At 69.0% G+C, this 17670-nt stretch carries 14 protein-coding genes; 12 read left to right on the forward strand and 2 right to left on the reverse strand.

The window, feature by feature from the left end:
• Positions 1-328 precede the first annotated feature (328 nt).
• The 3 genes from GSE44_RS06035 (at position 329) to dnaJ (ending at position 4280) form a co-directional block, all read left to right on the forward strand.
• On the forward strand, positions 329-895 hold the full coding sequence (locus GSE44_RS06035; protein WP_159347891.1) for a nucleotide exchange factor GrpE: 567 nt from the start codon (positions 329-331) through the stop codon (positions 893-895).
• A gap of 181 nt (positions 896-1076) precedes the next feature.
• A complete protein-coding gene (gene dnaK / locus GSE44_RS06040) occupies positions 1077-3008 on the forward strand; it encodes a molecular chaperone DnaK (protein ID WP_159347892.1) in 1932 nt (643 codons plus the stop codon).
• Between the two features lie 126 nt (positions 3009-3134).
• Complete coding sequence (gene dnaJ / locus GSE44_RS06045) at positions 3135-4280, forward strand: molecular chaperone DnaJ (RefSeq protein WP_159347948.1); 1146 nt, start codon at positions 3135-3137, stop codon at positions 4278-4280.
• 210 nt (positions 4281-4490) lie between these two features.
• On the opposite strand, the gene gshB is transcribed toward dnaJ, so the two are convergent.
• Both gshB and GSE44_RS06055 read right to left on the reverse strand, forming a co-directional pair.
• Positions 4491-5438, reverse strand: a complete 948-nt coding sequence (gene gshB / locus GSE44_RS06050) for a glutathione synthase (protein ID WP_159347893.1) — start codon at positions 5436-5438, stop codon at positions 4491-4493.
• 183 nt (positions 5439-5621) lie between these two features.
• On the reverse strand, positions 5622-6356 hold the full coding sequence (locus GSE44_RS06055; protein WP_159347894.1) for an SDR family oxidoreductase: 735 nt from the start codon (positions 6354-6356) through the stop codon (positions 5622-5624).
• 209 nt (positions 6357-6565) lie between these two features.
• Here GSE44_RS06055 and GSE44_RS06060 point away from each other — a divergent pair, with 209 nt between their 5' ends.
• The 9 genes from GSE44_RS06060 (at position 6566) to GSE44_RS06100 (ending at position 17608) form a co-directional block, all read left to right on the forward strand.
• A complete protein-coding gene (locus GSE44_RS06060) occupies positions 6566-7492 on the forward strand; it encodes an AraC family transcriptional regulator (RefSeq protein WP_159347895.1) in 927 nt (308 codons plus the stop codon).
• A 105-nt stretch (positions 7493-7597) separates the two neighbouring features.
• Entirely contained in the window at positions 7598-8461 is an 864-nt protein-coding gene (locus GSE44_RS06065) for a shikimate dehydrogenase (RefSeq protein ID WP_159347896.1), read from the forward strand.
• Positions 8458-9099, forward strand: a complete 642-nt coding sequence (coaE, locus tag GSE44_RS06070; RefSeq protein ID WP_159347897.1) for a dephospho-CoA kinase — start codon at positions 8458-8460, stop codon at positions 9097-9099. The genes GSE44_RS06065 and coaE overlap by 4 nt, the downstream gene beginning before the upstream one ends.
• Before the next feature lie 112 nt (positions 9100-9211).
• Positions 9212-10048, forward strand: a complete 837-nt coding sequence (locus GSE44_RS06075) for a chromate resistance protein ChrB domain-containing protein (RefSeq protein WP_159347898.1) — start codon at positions 9212-9214, stop codon at positions 10046-10048.
• Positions 10045-11418 (forward strand): chromate efflux transporter, encoded by a 1374-nt coding sequence (chrA, locus tag GSE44_RS06080; RefSeq protein WP_159347899.1) that lies wholly within the window; start codon positions 10045-10047, stop codon positions 11416-11418. The genes GSE44_RS06075 and chrA overlap by 4 nt, the downstream gene beginning before the upstream one ends.
• Positions 11419-11536: 118 nt before the next feature.
• Positions 11537-12244, forward strand: coding sequence for a DNA polymerase III subunit epsilon (gene dnaQ, locus GSE44_RS06085; RefSeq protein WP_159347900.1), 708 nt, complete (start codon positions 11537-11539; stop codon positions 12242-12244).
• Positions 12245-12608: 364 nt separating this feature from the next.
• Positions 12609-13433, forward strand: coding sequence for a tripartite tricarboxylate transporter substrate binding protein (locus GSE44_RS06090; protein ID WP_159347901.1), 825 nt, complete (start codon positions 12609-12611; stop codon positions 13431-13433).
• Positions 13434-13437: 4 nt separating this feature from the next.
• Positions 13438-14850 carry an MmgE/PrpD family protein gene (locus GSE44_RS06095; protein ID WP_159347902.1) on the forward strand — a complete coding sequence of 471 codons (1413 nt, stop codon included), beginning with the start codon at positions 13438-13440 and terminating at the stop codon, positions 14848-14850.
• A 70-nt stretch (positions 14851-14920) separates the two neighbouring features.
• On the forward strand, positions 14921-17608 hold the full coding sequence (locus tag GSE44_RS06100; RefSeq protein WP_159347903.1) for a 2-oxoglutarate dehydrogenase E1 component: 2688 nt from the start codon (positions 14921-14923) through the stop codon (positions 17606-17608).
• Positions 17609-17670 lie beyond the last annotated feature (62 nt).

Raw genomic sequence — 17670 nt, forward strand, 5'->3', positions numbered from 1 at the left:
CCCGCTCATCGCGCCTGGGCCCGCCGCGGCAGCGGGATGGCGACCGGGGTAGGGATGACGCAGGGCGCCGCAGGCCGGTTTGTCATGGAGGCACCGCTAAAATATTGGGCCGATCAATGCTATCCCAAACATGCTGCGGTGCAACATGCTGGGCCGGGTGGTAGCCATGCGCCGGTTCGGTAAAACGGGGTCCAACGGGCGTGGACGGCGGTCGCGATCCCTGGCGAACTTGTTCCGCCGCCTCCCGCCCACTAGGTGAAGCGCCCTGAAAACTCCCTCCTTCTTCAAGGCCCGTCCTCCCGGGCCAGGAAAGACCAGACCCGAAACGATGAGCGATACCCCGAACGAATCGAAGCCCTACGAGGCCGACGGCCAGCCCCTGCCCGGCACCCCCCAGGATGCCACGGCCGGTGCTCCTCCAGGCGAGGCCCTGGACCTTGCCGCCGCGCTGGCGGAGATGCGCGACAAGTGGCTGCGCGCCGAGGCCGAGATGCAGAACCTCCGCAACCGGCACAAGCGCGAACTGGATGACGCCCGCAACTACGCCGTGACGAAGTTCGCCCGTGACGTCGCCGACGCCGCCGAAAACCTTCGCCGCGGCCTGGATGCCCTTCCCGCCACGTCCGAGGGCGACGATGACCCCATCGCCAAGCTGCGCGGTGGCTTCGAGGGGGTGGAACGCGCCTTCATCGCCATGCTGGAGCGCCATGGCGTGAAGGCCGAGAACCCCACCGGCAAGCCCTTCGACCCCGAGCTGCACCAGGCCATGGCCGAGCAGCCCGCACCGGAGGGCGTGGAGCCGGGCACCGTCATCAACGCCTGGACCCCGGCCTGGACGCTGAATGGCCGCCTTCTGAAGCCCGCCATGGTGGTTGTTGCCGGCAAGCCGGCCTGACAAGGCCTGCCTGAATCAGCGTTCAGGGCGCAGCAGGGTCTTGTCGCGCCGCCCATGCCTGAATACATCGAGGGCCGACGGGGCATCCCGTCTCCCCAATCCCCATCCGAATGAACATTTGGGGCCATGCACGGTGCCGCAACACGGGCCGTGCCCCGGCCGCCGCAAAGGAGAGTAACGGATGAGCAAGGTCATCGGTATCGACCTCGGCACCACCAATTCCTGCGTCGCCATCATGGAAGGCGGCGAAACCAAGGTCATCGAGAACGCGGAGGGCGCGCGTACCACCCCCTCCATGGTCGCCTTCGCCAAGAATGGCGAGCGCCTCGTCGGCCAGTCCGCCAAGCGCCAGGCCGTCACCAACCCGACCGACACGCTCTATGCCGTCAAGCGCCTGATCGGCCGTCGCTTCGAAGATCCGACGGTGCAGAAGGACGTCTCGCTCGTCCCGTACAAGATCATCAAGGCGGATAACGGCGATGCCTGGGTCGAGGCTGGCGGCCAGAAGCAGGCTGCGCAGCAGATCAGCGCCTATGTGCTCGGCAAGATGAAGGAGACGGCCGAGGCCTATCTCGGCGAGAAGGTGACGCAGGCCGTCATCACCGTCCCTGCCTACTTCAACGATGCCCAGCGCCAGGCCACCAAGGAGGCCGGCAAGATCGCGGGCCTCGAGGTGCTGCGCATCATCAACGAGCCGACCGCGGCCGCGCTGGCCTATGGCCTGGACAAGAAGCACCACGGCACCATCGCGGTCTATGACCTCGGCGGCGGCACCTTCGACGTCTCGATCCTCGAGATCGGCGACGGCGTGTTCGAGGTGAAGTCCACCAATGGCGACACCTTCCTCGGCGGCGAGGACTTCGACCAGCGGGTGATCGACTATCTCGCGGACGAGTTCCGGCGCGAGAACGGGATCGACCTGCGCGGTGACAAGCTCGCCCTGCAGCGCCTGAAGGAGGCCGCCGAGAAGGCGAAGATCGAGCTGTCTTCCTCGAAGCAGACCGAGATCAACCTTCCCTTCATCACCGCCGACGCGTCCGGCCCGAAGCACCTCGTGCTGCAGCTTACCCGCGCGAAGCTGGAAGCCCTGGTCGATGACCTGATCCAGCGCACGCTCGAGCCCTGCAAGAACGCGCTGAAGGATGCCGGGCTGACGGCTGGTGAGATCGACGAGGTGATCCTGGTCGGCGGCATGACCCGCATGCCCAAGGTCATCGAGGCGGTTAAGACCTTTTTCGGCAAGGAGCCCGCCCGCAACGTCAACCCGGACGAGGTCGTCGCCATCGGCGCCGCCATCCAGGGTGCCGTGCTCAAGGGCGAGGTGAAGGACGTCCTGCTGCTCGACGTGACCCCGCTTTCGCTGGGCATCGAGACGCTGGGCGGCGTGTTCACGCGCCTGATCGACCGCAACACCACCATCCCGACCAAGAAGTCCCAGACCTTCTCCACGGCTGATGACAACCAGACCGCGGTGACGATCAAGGTCTTCCAGGGCGAGCGCGAGATGGCGGTCGACAACAAGCTGCTCGGCAACTTCGACCTGCAGGGCATCCCACCCGCGCCGCGCGGCGTGCCGCAGATCGAGGTGACCTTCGACATCGACGCGAACGGCATCGTCAGCGTCCAGGCGAAGGACAAGGCGACCGGCAAGGAGCAGCAGATCAAGATCCAGGCTCGCTCCGGCCTGTCGGACGCCGATATCGAGCGGATGGTGAAGGACGCCGAGGCGAATGCCGAGGCCGACAAGCAGCGCCGCGCCAGCGTCGAGGCCCGCAACAACCTCGAGGCCCTGGTGCACTCGACCGACAAGGCCCTGAAGGACAACGGCGACAAGCTCGCCGATGCCGACAAGGGCGAGGTCGAGGCCGCCCTTTCCACCGCCCGCTCGGCGCTGGAAGGCCAGGACCTGGAGGCGATGAAGGTCGCCGGCGAGCGTCTCTCGGCTGCATCCATGAAGATTGGCGAGGCCCTCTACAAGGCCCAGTCCGAGGCCGCCCAGCCCCAGCCCGAGGCTGAGGCCGGTGCCAGCGGTCCGAGCAACGCCAATCCGAACGGGAAGGTGGTCGACGCCGAATTCGAGGATGTCGACCCCTCGAAGAAGAAGCAGGGCTGATCGCCCTTGCGGTAGAGAGAATGAGGCGCCCGGCATCGCGGCAAGCGGGCCGGGCGCTTCCTCTTTGCGGCTTCTCCCTGGAATGCAACCCTACAGGGCAAGGATGCGCCCCGCATGGGAACCACAATGGCCAAGCGTGATTACTACGAGGTGCTGGGCGTCGCCCGCGACGCGAATGAGGACACGCTGAAGAAGGCGTTCCGCAAGCTCGCGATGCAGCACCACCCGGACCGCAACCCAGGCGACAAGGCCGCCGAGGCCAAGTTCAAGGAATGCAACGAGGCCTACGACGTCCTGAAGGATGCCGAGAAGCGTGCGGCCTATGACCGCTATGGCCATGCTGCCTTCGAGAATGGCGGCGGTGGTGGCGGCAATCCCTTTGGCGGTGGGTTCGCTGGCGGCGGCGGCTTCGAGGACATCTTCGAGCAGATGTTCGGCAATCTCGGCGCGCGTGGCCGGGGCAGCCAGAACAGCGGCCGCGGCTCCGACCTCCGCACCGAGGTGACGATCAGTCTCGAGGAAGCCTTCGCCGGCACCAAGACCACGATCCGCGTCCCCAGCTCCGTCTCCTGCGACAACTGCTCCGGCAGCGGCGCGGAAGGCGGCAAGGCGCAGAGCGAGACCTGCGGCACCTGCAAGGGCGCCGGCAAGGTGCGTGCGCAATCGGGCTTCTTCCTGGTGGAGCGCGCCTGCCCCACCTGTGGCGGCAGCGGCCGCATCATCAAGAACCCCTGCAAGGTTTGCCATGGCGCCGGCCGCGTGCAGAAGGACCGCAACCTCAACGTCACCATCCCGGCGGGCGTCGAGGAAGGCACCCGCATCCGCCTGAGTGGCGAAGGCGAGGCCGGGCTGCGCGGCGCCCCCCCGGGCGACCTCTATGTCGATATCGGCATCCGCCCCCACCCGATCTTCCAGCGGGAGGGCAACAACATCTTCATCCGCGTGCCCCTGCGCATGACGCAGGCCGCCCTGGGCGGCACGGTGGAGGTGCCGAGCATCGATGGCGGCCGCGCCCGCGTGTCCATCCCCTCGGGCACGCAGGCAGGCGACCAGTTCCGCCTGCGCGGCAAGGGCTTCTCCGTCCTCCGCAGCACCGCGCGCGGGGACATGTATGTGCAGGTCTCGGTGGAAACCCCGCAGAACCTCACCGCGAGGCAGCGCGAGCTGCTGGAGCAGTTCGAGGCCGAGGCGGAAGAGAACAGCCGCACCAGCCCGGAAAGCGAGGGCTTCTTCTCGCGGGTGAAGGAATTCTGGGAAGGCTTGGGCCGGTAGGGCTGCCCCGGGGAAAGCGCTGCTCTCCCCCGGACCCCCTATCGCCAGGAAACTGAGTTTTCTGGACCTTCCGCCTGTCACGGTGCGCCGAGGGGCCAAGCCCCTCGGCGACTGACATGGCAGCCCGTGCCGCCTTCCGGCCGGGACATCCACGGCAGTCCCGAAGAAAAAGATGGGGGTCCGGGGGAATTCCTTCCCCCGGCCTTACTTTTACCGCTTCGCCTCAATCGCGTCCCAGATCGCGCGCTCCAGATGCACCCCATCGAAGCGCGCCACCTCCTGGAGGCCCGTGGGCGAGGTCACGTTGATCTCGGTGAGATACCCGCCGATCACGTCGATCCCCACGAAGATCATTCCGCGCTTCTTCAGCTCCGGCCCGATCGCCGCGCAGATTTCGCGCTCGCGCTCGGTCAGCGTGGTCTGCACCGCCTTCCCGCCGACATGCATGTTCGACCGTGCCTCGCCTTCCGCAGGCACGCGGTTGATCGCGCCCATCGCCTCGCCGTCCACGAGGATGATGCGCTTGTCGCCCTGCCGCACGGCGGGGACGTATTTCTGGATCACCAGCGGCTCGCGCGAGCGCTCGGTGAACATCTCGATCAGCGAGTTCAGGTTGGAGTCATCCGGCCGCAGGTGGAACACCCCCGCGCCGCCATTCCCGAACAGCGGCTTGACGATGATATCGCCATGCGTCTCGCGGAAGCGCGCGATCCGCCGCCGGTCGGCGGTCACCAGCGTCTCGGGCATCAGCTCCGGGAAATGGGTGACGAACAGCTTCTCCGGTGCGTTCCGCACATGCGCCGGATCGTTCACCACCAGCGTCTTCGGGTGGATGTGCTCCAGGATGTGGGTGGCCGTGATATAGGCCATGTCGAAGGGCGGATCCTGCCGCATCAGCACGACATCCACGTCCTGCCCCAGGTCCAGCTCCGCCTCGGCCCCGAAGGTGAAGTGGTTCCCCTTCTCCCGCCGCACCTCCACCGGATGCGCCCAGGCCGTCACCCGGCCCCCATGCAGCGCCAGGTCGCGCACATGGTAGTGCCACAGCGCATGGCCCCGGGCCTGCGCCTCCAGCATCATCGCGAAGGTGCTGTCCCCCTCGATCCCGATGCTTTCCATCGGGTCCATCTGCACCGCCACCCGCAGGGTCTTTGCCATGGCTGTCATCCCTCACTCGCGTCGGGATGTTTGGTCGCATTCCTCGCCTCGCCGCGCCAGAGGGAAGGGCAGGGCGGCGTTGCCCGGCGCCCCGCGTGTCGTCAGCAATGCCCCCGGTGACGGAGAAAAGAGAAGGGCCGGGGGGAAGGAGATCTTCCCGGCCCCGGCACCTATTTCCTCGGATCAGTACGGGCTGGCGGTGGGACGGACGATCACCTCGCTGACGTCCACGTCATCGGGCTGCTCCACGGCATAGGCGATGGCGCGGGCGATGGCCTCGGGCGCGATGGCGATGCGGCGGAACCCGCGCATCTCCTCCCGCGCGGTGTCGTCCGAGATCGAATCCGCCAGCTCGGATTCCGTCACCCCCGGCGAGGTCACCGTCACCCGGATGCGATCGTTCTCCTGTCGCAGCCCCTCCGAGATCGCCGCCACGGCGAATTTGGTCGCGCAATACACGGCGGCCGTCGGGCTCACGGCATGTCCGCCGATCGAGGAAACATTCACGAACTGCCCGAAGCCCTGCGCCTTCATCACCGGCAGCCCGGCGGCGATGTCATGCAGCACGCCCCGGATGTTCACGTCGATCACCCGGTCCCACTCATCCACCTTCAGCGCATCCAGTGGCGAAAGCGGCATCACGCCGGCATTGTTCACCACCACATCCACCCGGCCGAATTCCTTGCGGGCGAAGCCGATGAACGCCTCGACATCCTCGCGCCGCGTCACGTCCACCGCGCGGAACCGCGCCACGCCGCCGGCCTGGTTGATCTCCGCCGCCAGCCTCCCCAGCCGCTCCGCCCGCCGCGCGCCGATCACCACCTTCGCGCCCCGCGCCGCCAGCAGCCGCGCAGTCGCCTCGCCGATCCCGCTGCTCGCGCCCGTGATCGCCACGACCTTCGATTCCACACCGGACATGGAACACTCCTGCATCCAAGGCCCGGACATCCCAGGCCGCCGGAGCGCAAGGTCGGCGCAGGAGCCGCGCGAACGGTAGACCAGCCCTCCGGCATCCTTGCATGATCCTCCAGAACCCCTGTCAGCAGGCCCGGGACGGGATGAACTTCCCGCCTGCCGGCGTCACAACCGAAGCCCGCACAGGACCCGCACCGGAAGAAAGGCGCAGCATGGATCGCGAAGATGAGTTCACCGCCCTGATCGCGCGCTTCGCAACGGAGGACGGCATCCACCCCAGCTCCATCCCGCGCGTCACCCTCATCCGCGCCTCGCAGCCCTCGGAGCCGGTCCATACCCTGTATGAATCCGCGCTCTGCTTTGTCGCGCAGGGGCGCAAGCAGGTGATCATGGGGCAGGGCGTCTATACCTATGACCGCAACAATTACCTCGCCGCCTCGGTCGACCTTCCCGTCATCGGCCAGGTGATCGAGGCGAGCCCCGAGCGCCCCTATCTCTGCCTCTGCCTGTCTCTCGACCCCACCACGCTGGGCGCCCTCATTCTTGAGGCCGGCTTGTCCGATCCGCCAGCCGCGCCGGGCGTGGCACCCGGCCCCGCCATCTCCCTCAGCCAGATGACGCCGGAGATCACCGACGCCGCCACCCGCCTCCTCCGCCTGCTCGCCACCCCGCGCGACGCCGCCATCCTCGCCCCGCTCGCCGAGCGCGAGCTCCTCTATCGCGCCCTCGGTGGTGAGCAGCTCGCCCGCCTCCGCCAGATCGCCTTCCCCGACAGCCAGCTGCGCCGCGTCATGCGCGCCATCCACCGCATCCGGCAGGACCATGCCGAGCCCTTCGCGGTGGCCAAGATCGCCTCCGCCGCCGGCATGAGCCCCTCCGCCCTGCACCAGCACTTCAAGGCGGTCACCGGCATGAGCCCGTTGCAATACGGCAAGCGCCTGAGCCTGCAGGAGGCCCGCCGCCTGATCCTCAACCAGGGCATGGACGCCGCCAGCGCCGGCCACAGCGTCGGCTATGGCAGCCCGTCCCAGTTCAGCCGCGAATATGCCCGCCTCTTCGGCGCCCCGCCGATGCGGGATGCCGCCAGCTTCCGCGCCGCGCCAACCCGGCGCGAGGAGCTGGGCCTCCCGGCCGCCTAAGTCTCAGCGCCTGAGTCTCAGCGCCTGAGTCTCAGCACCTGAGTCTCGGCGCCTGGGGCCGGACCCTCCCTGCCCTCCGGAACCGGCTTACGCTATGCGTCCCGCATGCAGGCGCCTCATACCCTCACCGGAAAGACCCGCTTGGCCGGGGTCCTCGGCTGGCCCGTCGCCCATTCCCGCTCCCCCCGGCTGCACGGCTTCTGGCTCGCCCGCCACGGCATCGACGGTGCCTTTGTCCCCCTCCCGGTGCAGCCTGCGGACTTCGCCCAGGCCATCCGCTCCGTCGCGGCCCTTGGCTTCCGCGGCGCCAACGTCACCATCCCCCACAAGGAGGCAGCGCTGGCCGTCTGCGACTGGGTGGAAGACGAAGCCCGCCGTATCGGCGCCGTGAACACCCTCGTCTTCCGCGACGGCCGGATCGAGGGATGGAACACCGATGGCTGGGGATTCCTCGAAAGCCTGCGCGAACAGGCGCCCCTTTTTCACGTGAAACAGGGGCCCGCCGTCCTGCTCGGCGCCGGCGGCGGCGCCCGTGCGGTGGCCCATGCCCTACTCGCCGCCGGCTGCCCCCGCCTCACACTGGTCAACCGCAACCCCGCCCGCGCCGAAGCCCTTGCGCGGGATCTTGCCGCCCATGGCGCCCCGGTGGAGGTCGCGGCCAGCCCGCCGCTTGAAGGCGCGGCCCTGCTGGTAAACACCACCAGCCAGGGCATGCAGGGCCAGCCTCCTCTCGCCATCGACCTCGCTCCCCTGCCGCCGGGGGCCGTGGTGGCGGACATCGTCTACGTCCCGCTCGAAACCCCGCTCCTCGCCGCCGCCCGCGCCCGTGGCCTCCCGGCGGTGGACGGCCTTGGCATGCTGCTCCACCAAGGCCGCCGCGGCTTCGAGGCCTGGTTCGGCGAGATGCCGGAGGTCACGCCAGAACTTCGCGCCTTCGTCGCCTCCGACATCCCGAAGCATGCCGCATGAAGGTCTGGGCGCTCACCGGCGGCATCGGCATGGGCAAGTCCACCGCCGCCGACACCTTCCGCCGCCTCGGCATCCCGGTCTTCGACGCCGATGCCGCCGTTCATCGCCTGCAGGGTCCCGGCGGCACCGCGGTCCGAGCCATTGAGGCCGCCTTTCCCGGCACCACCAGCCCCACCCCCCGCGGCCCCAGGGTGGACCGCGAGGCCCTGCGCCGCGCCGTCCTCGGCAATGACGCCGCCCTGAAGCGGCTGGAGGCCATCGTCCATCCCCTCGTCCGCCAGGAGGAACGCCGCTTCCTCGCCCAGGCCCGCCGCCGTGGTGCCCGGCTGGTGGTGCTGGACATCCCCCTGCTTTTCGAGACCGGCGGCGAAGGCCGGGCCGATGCGGTCATCGTCGTCACCGCCCCCTCGGCCATCCAGCGGGCCCGCGTCCTCCGCCGCAAGGGCATGACGGAGGAGCGGCTGAAGGCCATCCTCGCCCGGCAGGTGCCGGACGCGCTACGGCGCAGTCGGGCGGATCACCTGATCCATACCGGGCTGTCGCGGAACCATGCGCAGCGGGCCGTGCGGCGAGTGGTGGCTGCGGAGGCTCTGCCCCCGGCCCCGCCTTTGATCCCGCTCCCTGATCCAGCGCCTTGACAGCGGTGCCCCGGCGGCCGTCACTTCGGGGCAAGGGGATGCTCGCGATCGCCCCGTGAGGCCTCGGCCGAAGCATCGCGTCCGGAACTCCTGCCATGGAGAGGACGCTCCCATGCCTGCCCCAGACACCATCACCGTTGCCCAATTGTCCCGGCTCATCGGCCTCCCGGATGCGCCGCTCCTCATCGATGTCCGCACGGAGGAGGACCACGCGGCCGATCCCCGGCTCCTGCCCGCCTCCATCCGCCGCGATCACCGTGGCGTGGACGGCTGGTCGGCCGGGTTGGCCGGCCGTTCCGCCGTCGTCCTCTGCCAGCGCGGCCTCAAGCTCAGCCAGGGCGTCGCCGCCTGGCTGCGCTGCAACGGTGCGCGGGCGGAGGTGCTGGAGGGCGGCTTCGAGGCCTGGGCTGGGGGCGGCCAACTGCTGCTGCGGCCCGATCACATTCCCGCACGCGATGCCCAGGGCCGCACCGTCTGGGTCACGCGCTCGCGCCCGAAGATCGATCGCATCGCCTGTCCCTGGCTCATCCGGCGCTTCGTGGACGCTCAAGCCGTCTTCCTCTTCGTCGCCCTCTCCGAGGTGCAGGCCGTCGCGGAGCGCTTCGGCGCGACGCCCTTCGACATTGAAGACGTGTTCTGGAGCCACCGTGGCGAGGAATGCACCTTCGACACCATGGTCACGGAATTCGGCCTGCGCTCCGAGGCGCTCTCCCGCTTGGCCATGATCGTGCGCGGCGCCGATACCGACCGGCCCGGCCTCACCCCGCAATCCGCTGGCCTGCTCGCCGCCTCTCTCGGCCTGTCGCGCATGCATCGCGAGGACCTGGCCCAGCTTGACGCTGCGATGGGGTTGTACGACGCATTCTTCCGCTGGAGCCGCGACGCCGTCGCGGAGACGCATAACTGGCCGGCGCCCCAGCCGGGCGCCCGGACGGGAATCGTGGCATGAGCGGCATCACCATCGACGAGAAATCCACCCCCGGGCGCGCCGCCGCCGAAGCTGGGCTCCCAAGCTTCGCCGAGGCCCTCCGCGTCTGGCTGCGGATCGGCCTGCTCTCCTTCGGCGGCCCGGCGGGCCAGATCGCGCTGCTGCACCGGGAGGTGGTGGACGAGCGGCGCTGGATCTCCGACGCGCGCTTCCTCCACGCGCTCAGCTTCTGCAACCTCCTCCCCGGCCCCGAGGCGCAGCAGCTCGCCACCTATCTCGGATGGCTGCTGCACGGCGTGCGCGGCGGCATCGCCGCCGGTGCGCTCTTCGTGCTGCCGGGCATGGCGCTGATGCTCGTCCTCTCCGTGCTCTACGCCACGCTCGGCGAGGTGCCGGCCATCGCCGCCCTGTTCTTCGGCCTTAAATGCGCGGTGCTCGTCCTTGTGGTCGAGGCCCTGCTGCGGGTCTCGCGCCGCGCCCTGAAGACAAAGCCGGCCTGGGCCCTGGCCACGGCCGCCTTCCTGGTGCTCTTTGCCTTCGGCGTCCCCTTCCCGATCGTGGTCCTCGTCGCCGCGCTGCTCGGCTATGTCGCACCGGGCGCCTTCCGCGGCAGCGGCCATGGCCAGGCCTCCGATGGTCCGCCTGCCGCGCTGGATGCCGTGCTGGCGGCCGATCCTGGCCGCCCTGCCCGGCTGGCCGCGAAGGCGTGGTGGGCGGGCTGGGGCGCCATCGCGCTCTGGCTGCTGCCGGTCGCCGCGCTCATGTTGGTCGAGCGCGGCATCTACGCCGACGTCGCCTCGTTCTTCTCGAAGATGGCGGTGGTGACCTTCGGCGGCGCCTATGCCGTGCTCGCCTATGTCGCGCAGGAGGCGGTCGAGAACTATGGCTGGCTCACCGCGCATCAGATGCTGGTCGGCCTCGGCCTCGCCGAGACCACGCCCGGCCCGCTCATTCTCGTGCTGCAATTCGTCGGCTTCCTGGCCGGCTATGGCCAGGGCGGCCTCGCCGCCGGGCTGCTGGCATCGCTGCTGACGATCTGGGTGACCTTCGCGCCCTGCTTCGCCTTCATCTTCCTGGGCGCGCCCTATGTCGAACGGCTGCACGACAACCGGAAGCTCACCGGGGCGCTGGCGGCCGTCACGGCTGCGGTGGTGGGCGTGATCGCCAACTTGGCGCTCTGGTTCGGGCTGCGCGTGCTCTTCGCCGAAATTCGCCGTGTGGAGTTCGGCCCGGTGACTCTGGACGTGCCGGTCCCCGGCACGCTGGACCCGCTCGCCCTGGCACTCGGTGTCCTGGCCACCGCCTGCCTGTTCTGGCTGCGGCTGGGGCTGCTGCGCACGCTCGGCATCACCGCCCTGGTCGGGCTGGCCACGAAGCTGCTCCTCCCCTGACCAGCCGGCCGCGGCTGGCGCCAGGGGGCGATGCCTCCCTGGGGCAAAGCCCCCTGGGGCAAAGTCTCCTGGGGCAAAGCCTCTGGGGCCACCGCCCCAACTCCCCTATCCTGCGCGCATGTCCCGCGCCCTGATCCTCGACACCGAAACCACCGGCCTCGACCCCGCCACCGGCGACCGTGTCCTCGAAGTCGCGGCAATCGAGGTCGTGAACCTCATGCCCACCGGCAAGTTCTTCCACCGCCTCATCAACCCCGAGCGCGACGTCCCGCCCGAGGCCAGCAAGGTGCACGGCTTCACCGCCTCCATGCTGGCCGACAAGCCGCTCTTCGCCGCCATCCTGCCCGAGCTGCTGGAGTTCCTGGGCGACGATCCCGTCATCGCCCATAACGCGCCCTTCGACTTCAACTTCCTCGACCACGAGTTCGACCGCTGCGGCGCCCCGCGCATTGCCCGCACGCGAATGGTCGACACGCTGGCCATGGCCAAGAAGCGCTTCCCCGGCCTGCCCAACTCGCTCGATGCGCTCTGCCGCCGCTTCAACATCGACCTCTCGGCCCGCACCACCCACAACGCCCTGCTGGACGTGCAGCTCCTCGGTCAGGTCTATCTGGAGCTGATGGGCGGCAAGCAGCCTGGCCTCGCCCTGGCCACCACCATCGGCGGCAACCGCAACAGCCTCGCCACCGAGGCCGGCCCCATCGCCCGCACGCCGCGCCCCATCATCCCCACGCCCGAGGATCTGGAGCGCCATGCGGCCTTCGTCGCGAAGCTGAAGGATCCGGTCTGGGCGACGCTCGAAGATGCGGCGCCGGCCGCGAGTTAGGTCCTCGCCCCCGGGGGCGCCGCCTCCTGATCACCCCTTCGCCGCAGACGCTTGCCGCGCTTGCGATCAAGGATCGGACAAGCCCGACAATCAAGGCGACCGCCGAAGCCGCCCTGGCCCACATGCACCCGAAGCCTGCCGCCCGCTGGTGGCGCATGACAAGCGCATCGCGGACTACCTGCCGCTGTCGCTGGAACAGGCCCAGCGCTCGCCGTGCTGAAGGAGGGGGACCGATGATTGACGACCAGCGACCCCATGCATGGCGTACCGGAACTCGGTCCGTCAGGCGGAATCAAGGCTTGCCCGCACACCGGATAGCGGTTGGAGAACGCGATTGGCCCGTTTCAGGCGCAGGAGCCGATCTGTGCGGCGCTCGCCCAGGGCGCCGGCCGCGGCCGGGCGTCTCGGTGTGTCCATGCAGGTGGTGCCCCTGCCCGGCGCCGGCGGCGCGCGCGGCACGCGGCAGGTCGCCCAGGCGGCGCCCGACGGATACAACCTGCTCTTCGGCACAATGGGCTCCAATGTGACGACGCCCATGCTCAACGACGTCGGATACCGCCCGGACAGCTTCGACCCGATCGCCATCGTCGGCGCACCGTCCTTCATCTTCGTGGTGGATAGCCGATCTTCCATCGGCTCCATGCAGGAGCTGGTCGGCGAGGCGAAGAAGCGGAGCCTCACCTACGGATCGGCCGGTGCCGGAAGCTCGACCCATGTGACGCTCGCGCTCTTCTCCCGCCGTGTCGGCATCGAGATGCTGCACATCCCGTTCAACGGCAGCGCCGAGGCGCTCACGACGGTGCTCGGGCGCCATGTGGATCTGGCCTTGCCGACGACCGGCTCCGGACTGCCCAGCATCCGGCAAGGCGCGGTCCGTGGTCTGGCCATCACCTCGTCGGAGCGGTCCAAGGAAGAGCCCTCCATCCCCACGGTCAAGGAAACGGGCGTTGACTTCACCTTCTACAACTGGCGCGGAATCCTCGCCCCGAAGGGAACGCCGAAACCAGTCCGGGACATGCTGACCGATCTTTCGCGCCGCATCGTCGCCGATCCCGAGTTCATCCTCCATTCCACCCGCGCCGAGGGCGAGCCTCCGACCTTCCTGGATGGCGAAGCCTTCCAGCAGCAGATGCTGCGCGAGGTGGAGGAACAGGTCGAGATCACCACCCTCATGCGCAAGCAGCGCTGAGCCGATGATGAGTCCTGCAGGTCACGTCACCGCCTCGCTCGCGCGCTTCGTTGCCGGCGCAGGCGCAGCAAGCTTCCCCGGCCGCGCACGCGCGATGGCCGTGGATGCCATCACGGACGGGATCGGCTGCATGATTGCGGGCGCGGCGGAGTCGCTTGTCCAGCCGCTGCTCAGCATCGTGCGGGCCATGCCGGCGGGCGAGGCGGGGCTCGTGGGGCTCGGCCGCCGCGCCACGCCCTCAGAGGTCGCGCTGTTCAACGGCACCCTGGTGCATGCGCTGGATTACGACGACACCAACCACCCCGGCTACGCGCATGTCGCCGCCGTGGTGCTGCCGGCCATGCTGGCGCTCGCCGGCACCACCCTGGTGCGGGGGCGGGACCTCGTCACCGGATACATCGTCGGGCTGGAGGTGATCGGCAAACTCGGCGCCGCGCTCAACATGGATCACTACTCGCGCGGCTGGCACGCAACGAGCACCTTCGGCAGCCTGGCGGTCACGGCAGCGGCCTGCCGCGTGCTGGGATTGAGTGAGGAAGCAACAGCGATGGCGCTGGCGATCGGGGCCAGCTCCGCATGTGGCGTCCGCGCGAATTTCGGCACGATGACGAAGCCGCTGCATGCGGGCTTCGCGGCGCGCAACGGCGTCGCCGCGGCGCTGCTCGCGCGGGCCGGATGGACGGCGAACCCGACGGCCATCGAGCATCCCGCCGGCCATATCGCGGCCTTCAACGCCGGTGGCACTGTGCAGGCCGCACCCCTGCTCCGATGGGGAGAGGAGCTGGAGATCCTCTCGGAATTCGGCCTTCAGCTGAAGCCCTACCCGGCCTGCGGTGCAACCCATCCCGGCACGGAAGCCGCGCTGCTGGCCCATGAGCAGATCGGCCCCGAGGGTTGGCGCATGGTCGAGGATGTCCGGATGGGCGTTTCGGAGTACGCCTTCAAACCGCTGATCTACAAGCGGCCGGAAACCGGGTTGCAGGGCAAGTTCAGCCTTCATCATTGCGTCGCATCGGCCCTGGTGCGCGGCCGGGTCGATCTGTCCAGCTTCACCGATGAATGCGGCGCCGATCCGCGCATCGCGGAGCTGACCGGCCGCGTGCGCGTGGAGGCCGATGACCGCATGCGCCACGATCCCGAATACGCCACGCATCTGGAGATTCGGTTGAAGGATGGGCGGCGCGTGGAGACATTCGTGCCGCTCGCCCTCGGAAAGCCCTCCCGCTGGCTTTCCAAGGCGGTGCTGCGGGCGAAGTTCGAGGATTGCGTCCGGCATTCCGGCGCAAAGGATGCAGTGGCTGTCACGAACGCCCTGTTCGAAGCGGCCCAGGGCATCGATACTGATGTCCCCGCCTCCGTGCCGGATGAAATGGCCTGCACGGCCAGGCAGGGATGCGATCTCGCCGTGCCGGCCTAGGCCTGGGCGCGAGCGGGCAAGGATATGAAAAGGGAGGGGCCGTGATGTTGGCTCCGCAGGAGACCAAGCAATGTCGGTAACCTCGTCTCCGCTTCTGGGAATGGGAGCGAATGCGATCGAGGATCTGCAGGCCCGTTTTCGCGCCGATCCGGCCTCCGTGGACCCAAGCTGGCATGTGCTGCTCCAGGTCCTGGACGACATCGAAGAGGCGACGGGCAGCGGCATGCCGCGGAGCGGTCCATCCGATGCCGCCCTGTCCGATGCCGCCCCATCCGATGCTGCCCTGTCCGAAGCCATCCGCGCCCGCGGCCATCGCCTTGCGCGGCTCGACCCGCTGTCGCCGGAGCGTGGCGCGCCGGAACCCCAGCGCTTCGCGGCGGAGCTGGCGGAGCGCACGCCTCCGGTGGAGGAGCTGGCCCGGCTGTATGCCGGCACCCTGACGGTCGAGACGGCCCATATCGACGATCCGGCGGCCCGCAACTGGCTGCGAGCGGCCTTCGAGAGGATGGCGCATGACGGCGCCGTGCCACCCGCACGGCAATCCCGCATCCTGGCCGGGCTGATCGAGGCGGATGAGTTCGAGCGCTTCCTCTCCGTGAAGTTCCCCACGAAGAAGCGCTTCGGCGCCGAGGGAATCGAAGCCTTCGTTCCCATGCTTCAGCGGCTGCTGGAGCATGCGGCCGCGAAGGGCGTCAGCCACGTCGTCATCGGCACCATGCATCGTGGCCGGCTGAGCCTGCTAGCCAATGTGCTGGGCAAGCCGCTCGCCCGCATGCTGGCCGAGATCAAGGGCGCCCACCCCTTTGCGGCCGATCCGCCGCGGGCGGGCGACGTGCCCTATCACCTCGGCCTGGAGACGACGCTCACCCTGGATGGCCGCGACCTCCACGTCACGCTGCTGCCGAACCCCTCGCATCTGGAGGCGGTGAACACGCTTGTGCTGGGCCGCGCCCGTGCCCTGCAGGACCGGCATGGTGCGGGCGCCGTGCTGCCGATCCTGCTGCACACGGATGCCGCCGTGATCGGGCAGGGCATCGTGGCCGAGATGCTGCAGCTTGGGCGCACGGCCGGCTTCGGCACGGGCGGTACGGTGCATATCGTCCTCAACAACCGCATCGGCTTCACCACCGAGGAGGAGGAGTCGCGCAGCTCCACCCATTGCACCGGCGCATGGAAGGCGATCGACAGCGCGATCCTGCATGTGAATGCCGAGGATCCGCTGGCGGCCTGCCGCGCCGCCGAGCTCGCCTTCGACTACCGGCAGAGCCAGGCGCGTGATGCCGTCATCGACCTGGTAGGCTACCGCCGCAACGGCCACAACGAGATTGACGAGCCGACCTTCACCCAGCCGCTGCTCTACGAGGCCGTCCGGCGCCAGCCTCCCGTCGCCGCCGCCTTCGCCGCGCGCATCGGCGCAGAGGCGCAGGCCGAGGAACTCCGCCTGGCCTGCCGCGAGCGGATGCAGCGCGCCTATGAGGAGGCCGCCGGATACCGCGTGAACGAGAGCGGCTATCCCGCCGGGCAATGGGCGCCCTTCACGGGCGGCACGGCCGGGGATGAACCCTCGACCGGTGTCGAGGAGCCGCTGCTGCGCCGCTTCGCCGCATCGCTTGCGGAGTCACCTGAAGACTTCGCCCTTCATGCCCGGATGGGGCGCGTGCTGCGCCAGCGTGCCATCGGCGATGACGCGCTGGTCGCCTGGCCGACGGCGGAGGCGCTGGCCTTCGCCAGCCTGCTGAACGAGGGAACGCCGGTCCGGCTCACGGGCCAGGATGTGGTGCGCGGCGCCTTCTCCCATCGGCATTTCGGCCTCGTCGACACGCTCACCGGCCGGAAGCATGTCGGACTGGCCGGAATGGCGCAGAACGGTGCAGCCTTCTCCGTCTTCAACAGCCCGCTTTCCGAATATGGGGTGCTGGGCTTCGAATACGGCTACAGCCTCGGCCGGCCGGAAGGGCTGACCTTGTGGGAAGCGCAGTTCGGCGATTTCGCGAATGGAGCGCAGGTCATGATCGACCAGTTCATCATGGCCGCCGAGGAGAAGTGGTGCCTGCCATCAGGTCTCGCGGTCCTGTTGCCGCACGGGCTGGAAGGGCAAGGACCGGAGCATTCCTCCGCGCGCATCGAACGCTATCTGCAGATGGCGGCGCAGGACAATGTGAGGGTCGTCAGCCCATCGACGCCCGCCAACTACTTCCACATGCTTCGCCGGCAGGTTCTCGCCGCGCGCCGCAAGCCTCTGATCGTGATGAGCCCGAAGAAGCTGTTGCGCCTGCCAGCCGCGGTATCGAAGCTCGCGGATTTCCTGCCGGGCACAGGCTTCCAGCCGGTGATCGCTTCCGTGCCGGAGGGCAAGGTCGATCATGTCATCCTCTGCACCGGCAAGATCGCCTATGATCTCGAGGAGGAACGCGCGCGGAGCGGTGCCGCCGGAACCGCCATCATCCGGATCGAGCAGCTCTATCCCTTCCCGGCCGCGCGTCTTTCGGCGCTGTTCCGCCAATGGCCTGGCGCCACCTTCCAATGGGTGCAGGAAGAGCCGGAGAACATGGGCGCCTGGAACTGGCTGGACCGGCGGCTGGAACGGTTGCTGCGCGAGGCCGGCGTTCGCGCCCCGACGGTCGCCTATGTCGGGCGCCCGGAATCAGCATCGCCGGCAGGCAGCTTCCACGGCGACCACGATTCCGACCAGCGCGCATTGATCGAGCAGGCCTTCGCCGTCGCTGCCTCCCCCATGCGTGCCGCGCGAGCATCGTGATGGGGGCGGATCTGTCTCAGCCCTGTCGGTGATCCGGCATGGCTTACCCGGCGGAGCAGGGC

It is taken from the genome of Muricoccus harenae (genome assembly GCF_009848505.1).
GTDB classification, from domain to species: domain Bacteria; phylum Pseudomonadota; class Alphaproteobacteria; order Acetobacterales; family Acetobacteraceae; genus Roseomonas; species Roseomonas harenae.

What these genes read in the sequence shown, in the direction of transcription:
- GSE44_RS06035 (WP_159347891.1), top strand. Translation starts at nt 329, where the DNA reads ATGAGCGATACCCCGAACGAATCGAAGCCCTACGAGGCCGACGGCCAG.
- dnaK (WP_159347892.1), top strand. Translation starts at nt 1,077, where the DNA reads ATGAGCAAGGTCATCGGTATCGACCTCGGCACCACCAATTCCTGCGTC.
- dnaJ (WP_159347948.1), top strand. Translation starts at nt 3,135, where the DNA reads ATGGCCAAGCGTGATTACTACGAGGTGCTGGGCGTCGCCCGCGACGCG.
- gshB (WP_159347893.1), bottom strand. Translation starts at nt 5,438, where the DNA reads ATGGCAAAGACCCTGCGGGTGGCGGTGCAGATGGACCCGATGGAAAGC.
- GSE44_RS06055 (WP_159347894.1), bottom strand. Translation starts at nt 6,356, where the DNA reads ATGTCCGGTGTGGAATCGAAGGTCGTGGCGATCACGGGCGCGAGCAGC.
- GSE44_RS06060 (WP_159347895.1), top strand. Translation starts at nt 6,566, where the DNA reads ATGGATCGCGAAGATGAGTTCACCGCCCTGATCGCGCGCTTCGCAACG.
- GSE44_RS06065 (WP_159347896.1), top strand. Translation starts at nt 7,598, where the DNA reads ATGCAGGCGCCTCATACCCTCACCGGAAAGACCCGCTTGGCCGGGGTC.
- coaE (WP_159347897.1), top strand. Translation starts at nt 8,458, where the DNA reads ATGAAGGTCTGGGCGCTCACCGGCGGCATCGGCATGGGCAAGTCCACC.
- GSE44_RS06075 (WP_159347898.1), top strand. Translation starts at nt 9,212, where the DNA reads ATGCCTGCCCCAGACACCATCACCGTTGCCCAATTGTCCCGGCTCATC.
- chrA (WP_159347899.1), top strand. Translation starts at nt 10,045, where the DNA reads ATGAGCGGCATCACCATCGACGAGAAATCCACCCCCGGGCGCGCCGCC.
- dnaQ (WP_159347900.1), top strand. Translation starts at nt 11,537, where the DNA reads ATGTCCCGCGCCCTGATCCTCGACACCGAAACCACCGGCCTCGACCCC.
- GSE44_RS06095 (WP_159347902.1), top strand. Translation starts at nt 13,438, where the DNA reads ATGATGAGTCCTGCAGGTCACGTCACCGCCTCGCTCGCGCGCTTCGTT.
- GSE44_RS06100 (WP_159347903.1), top strand. Translation starts at nt 14,921, where the DNA reads ATGTCGGTAACCTCGTCTCCGCTTCTGGGAATGGGAGCGAATGCGATC.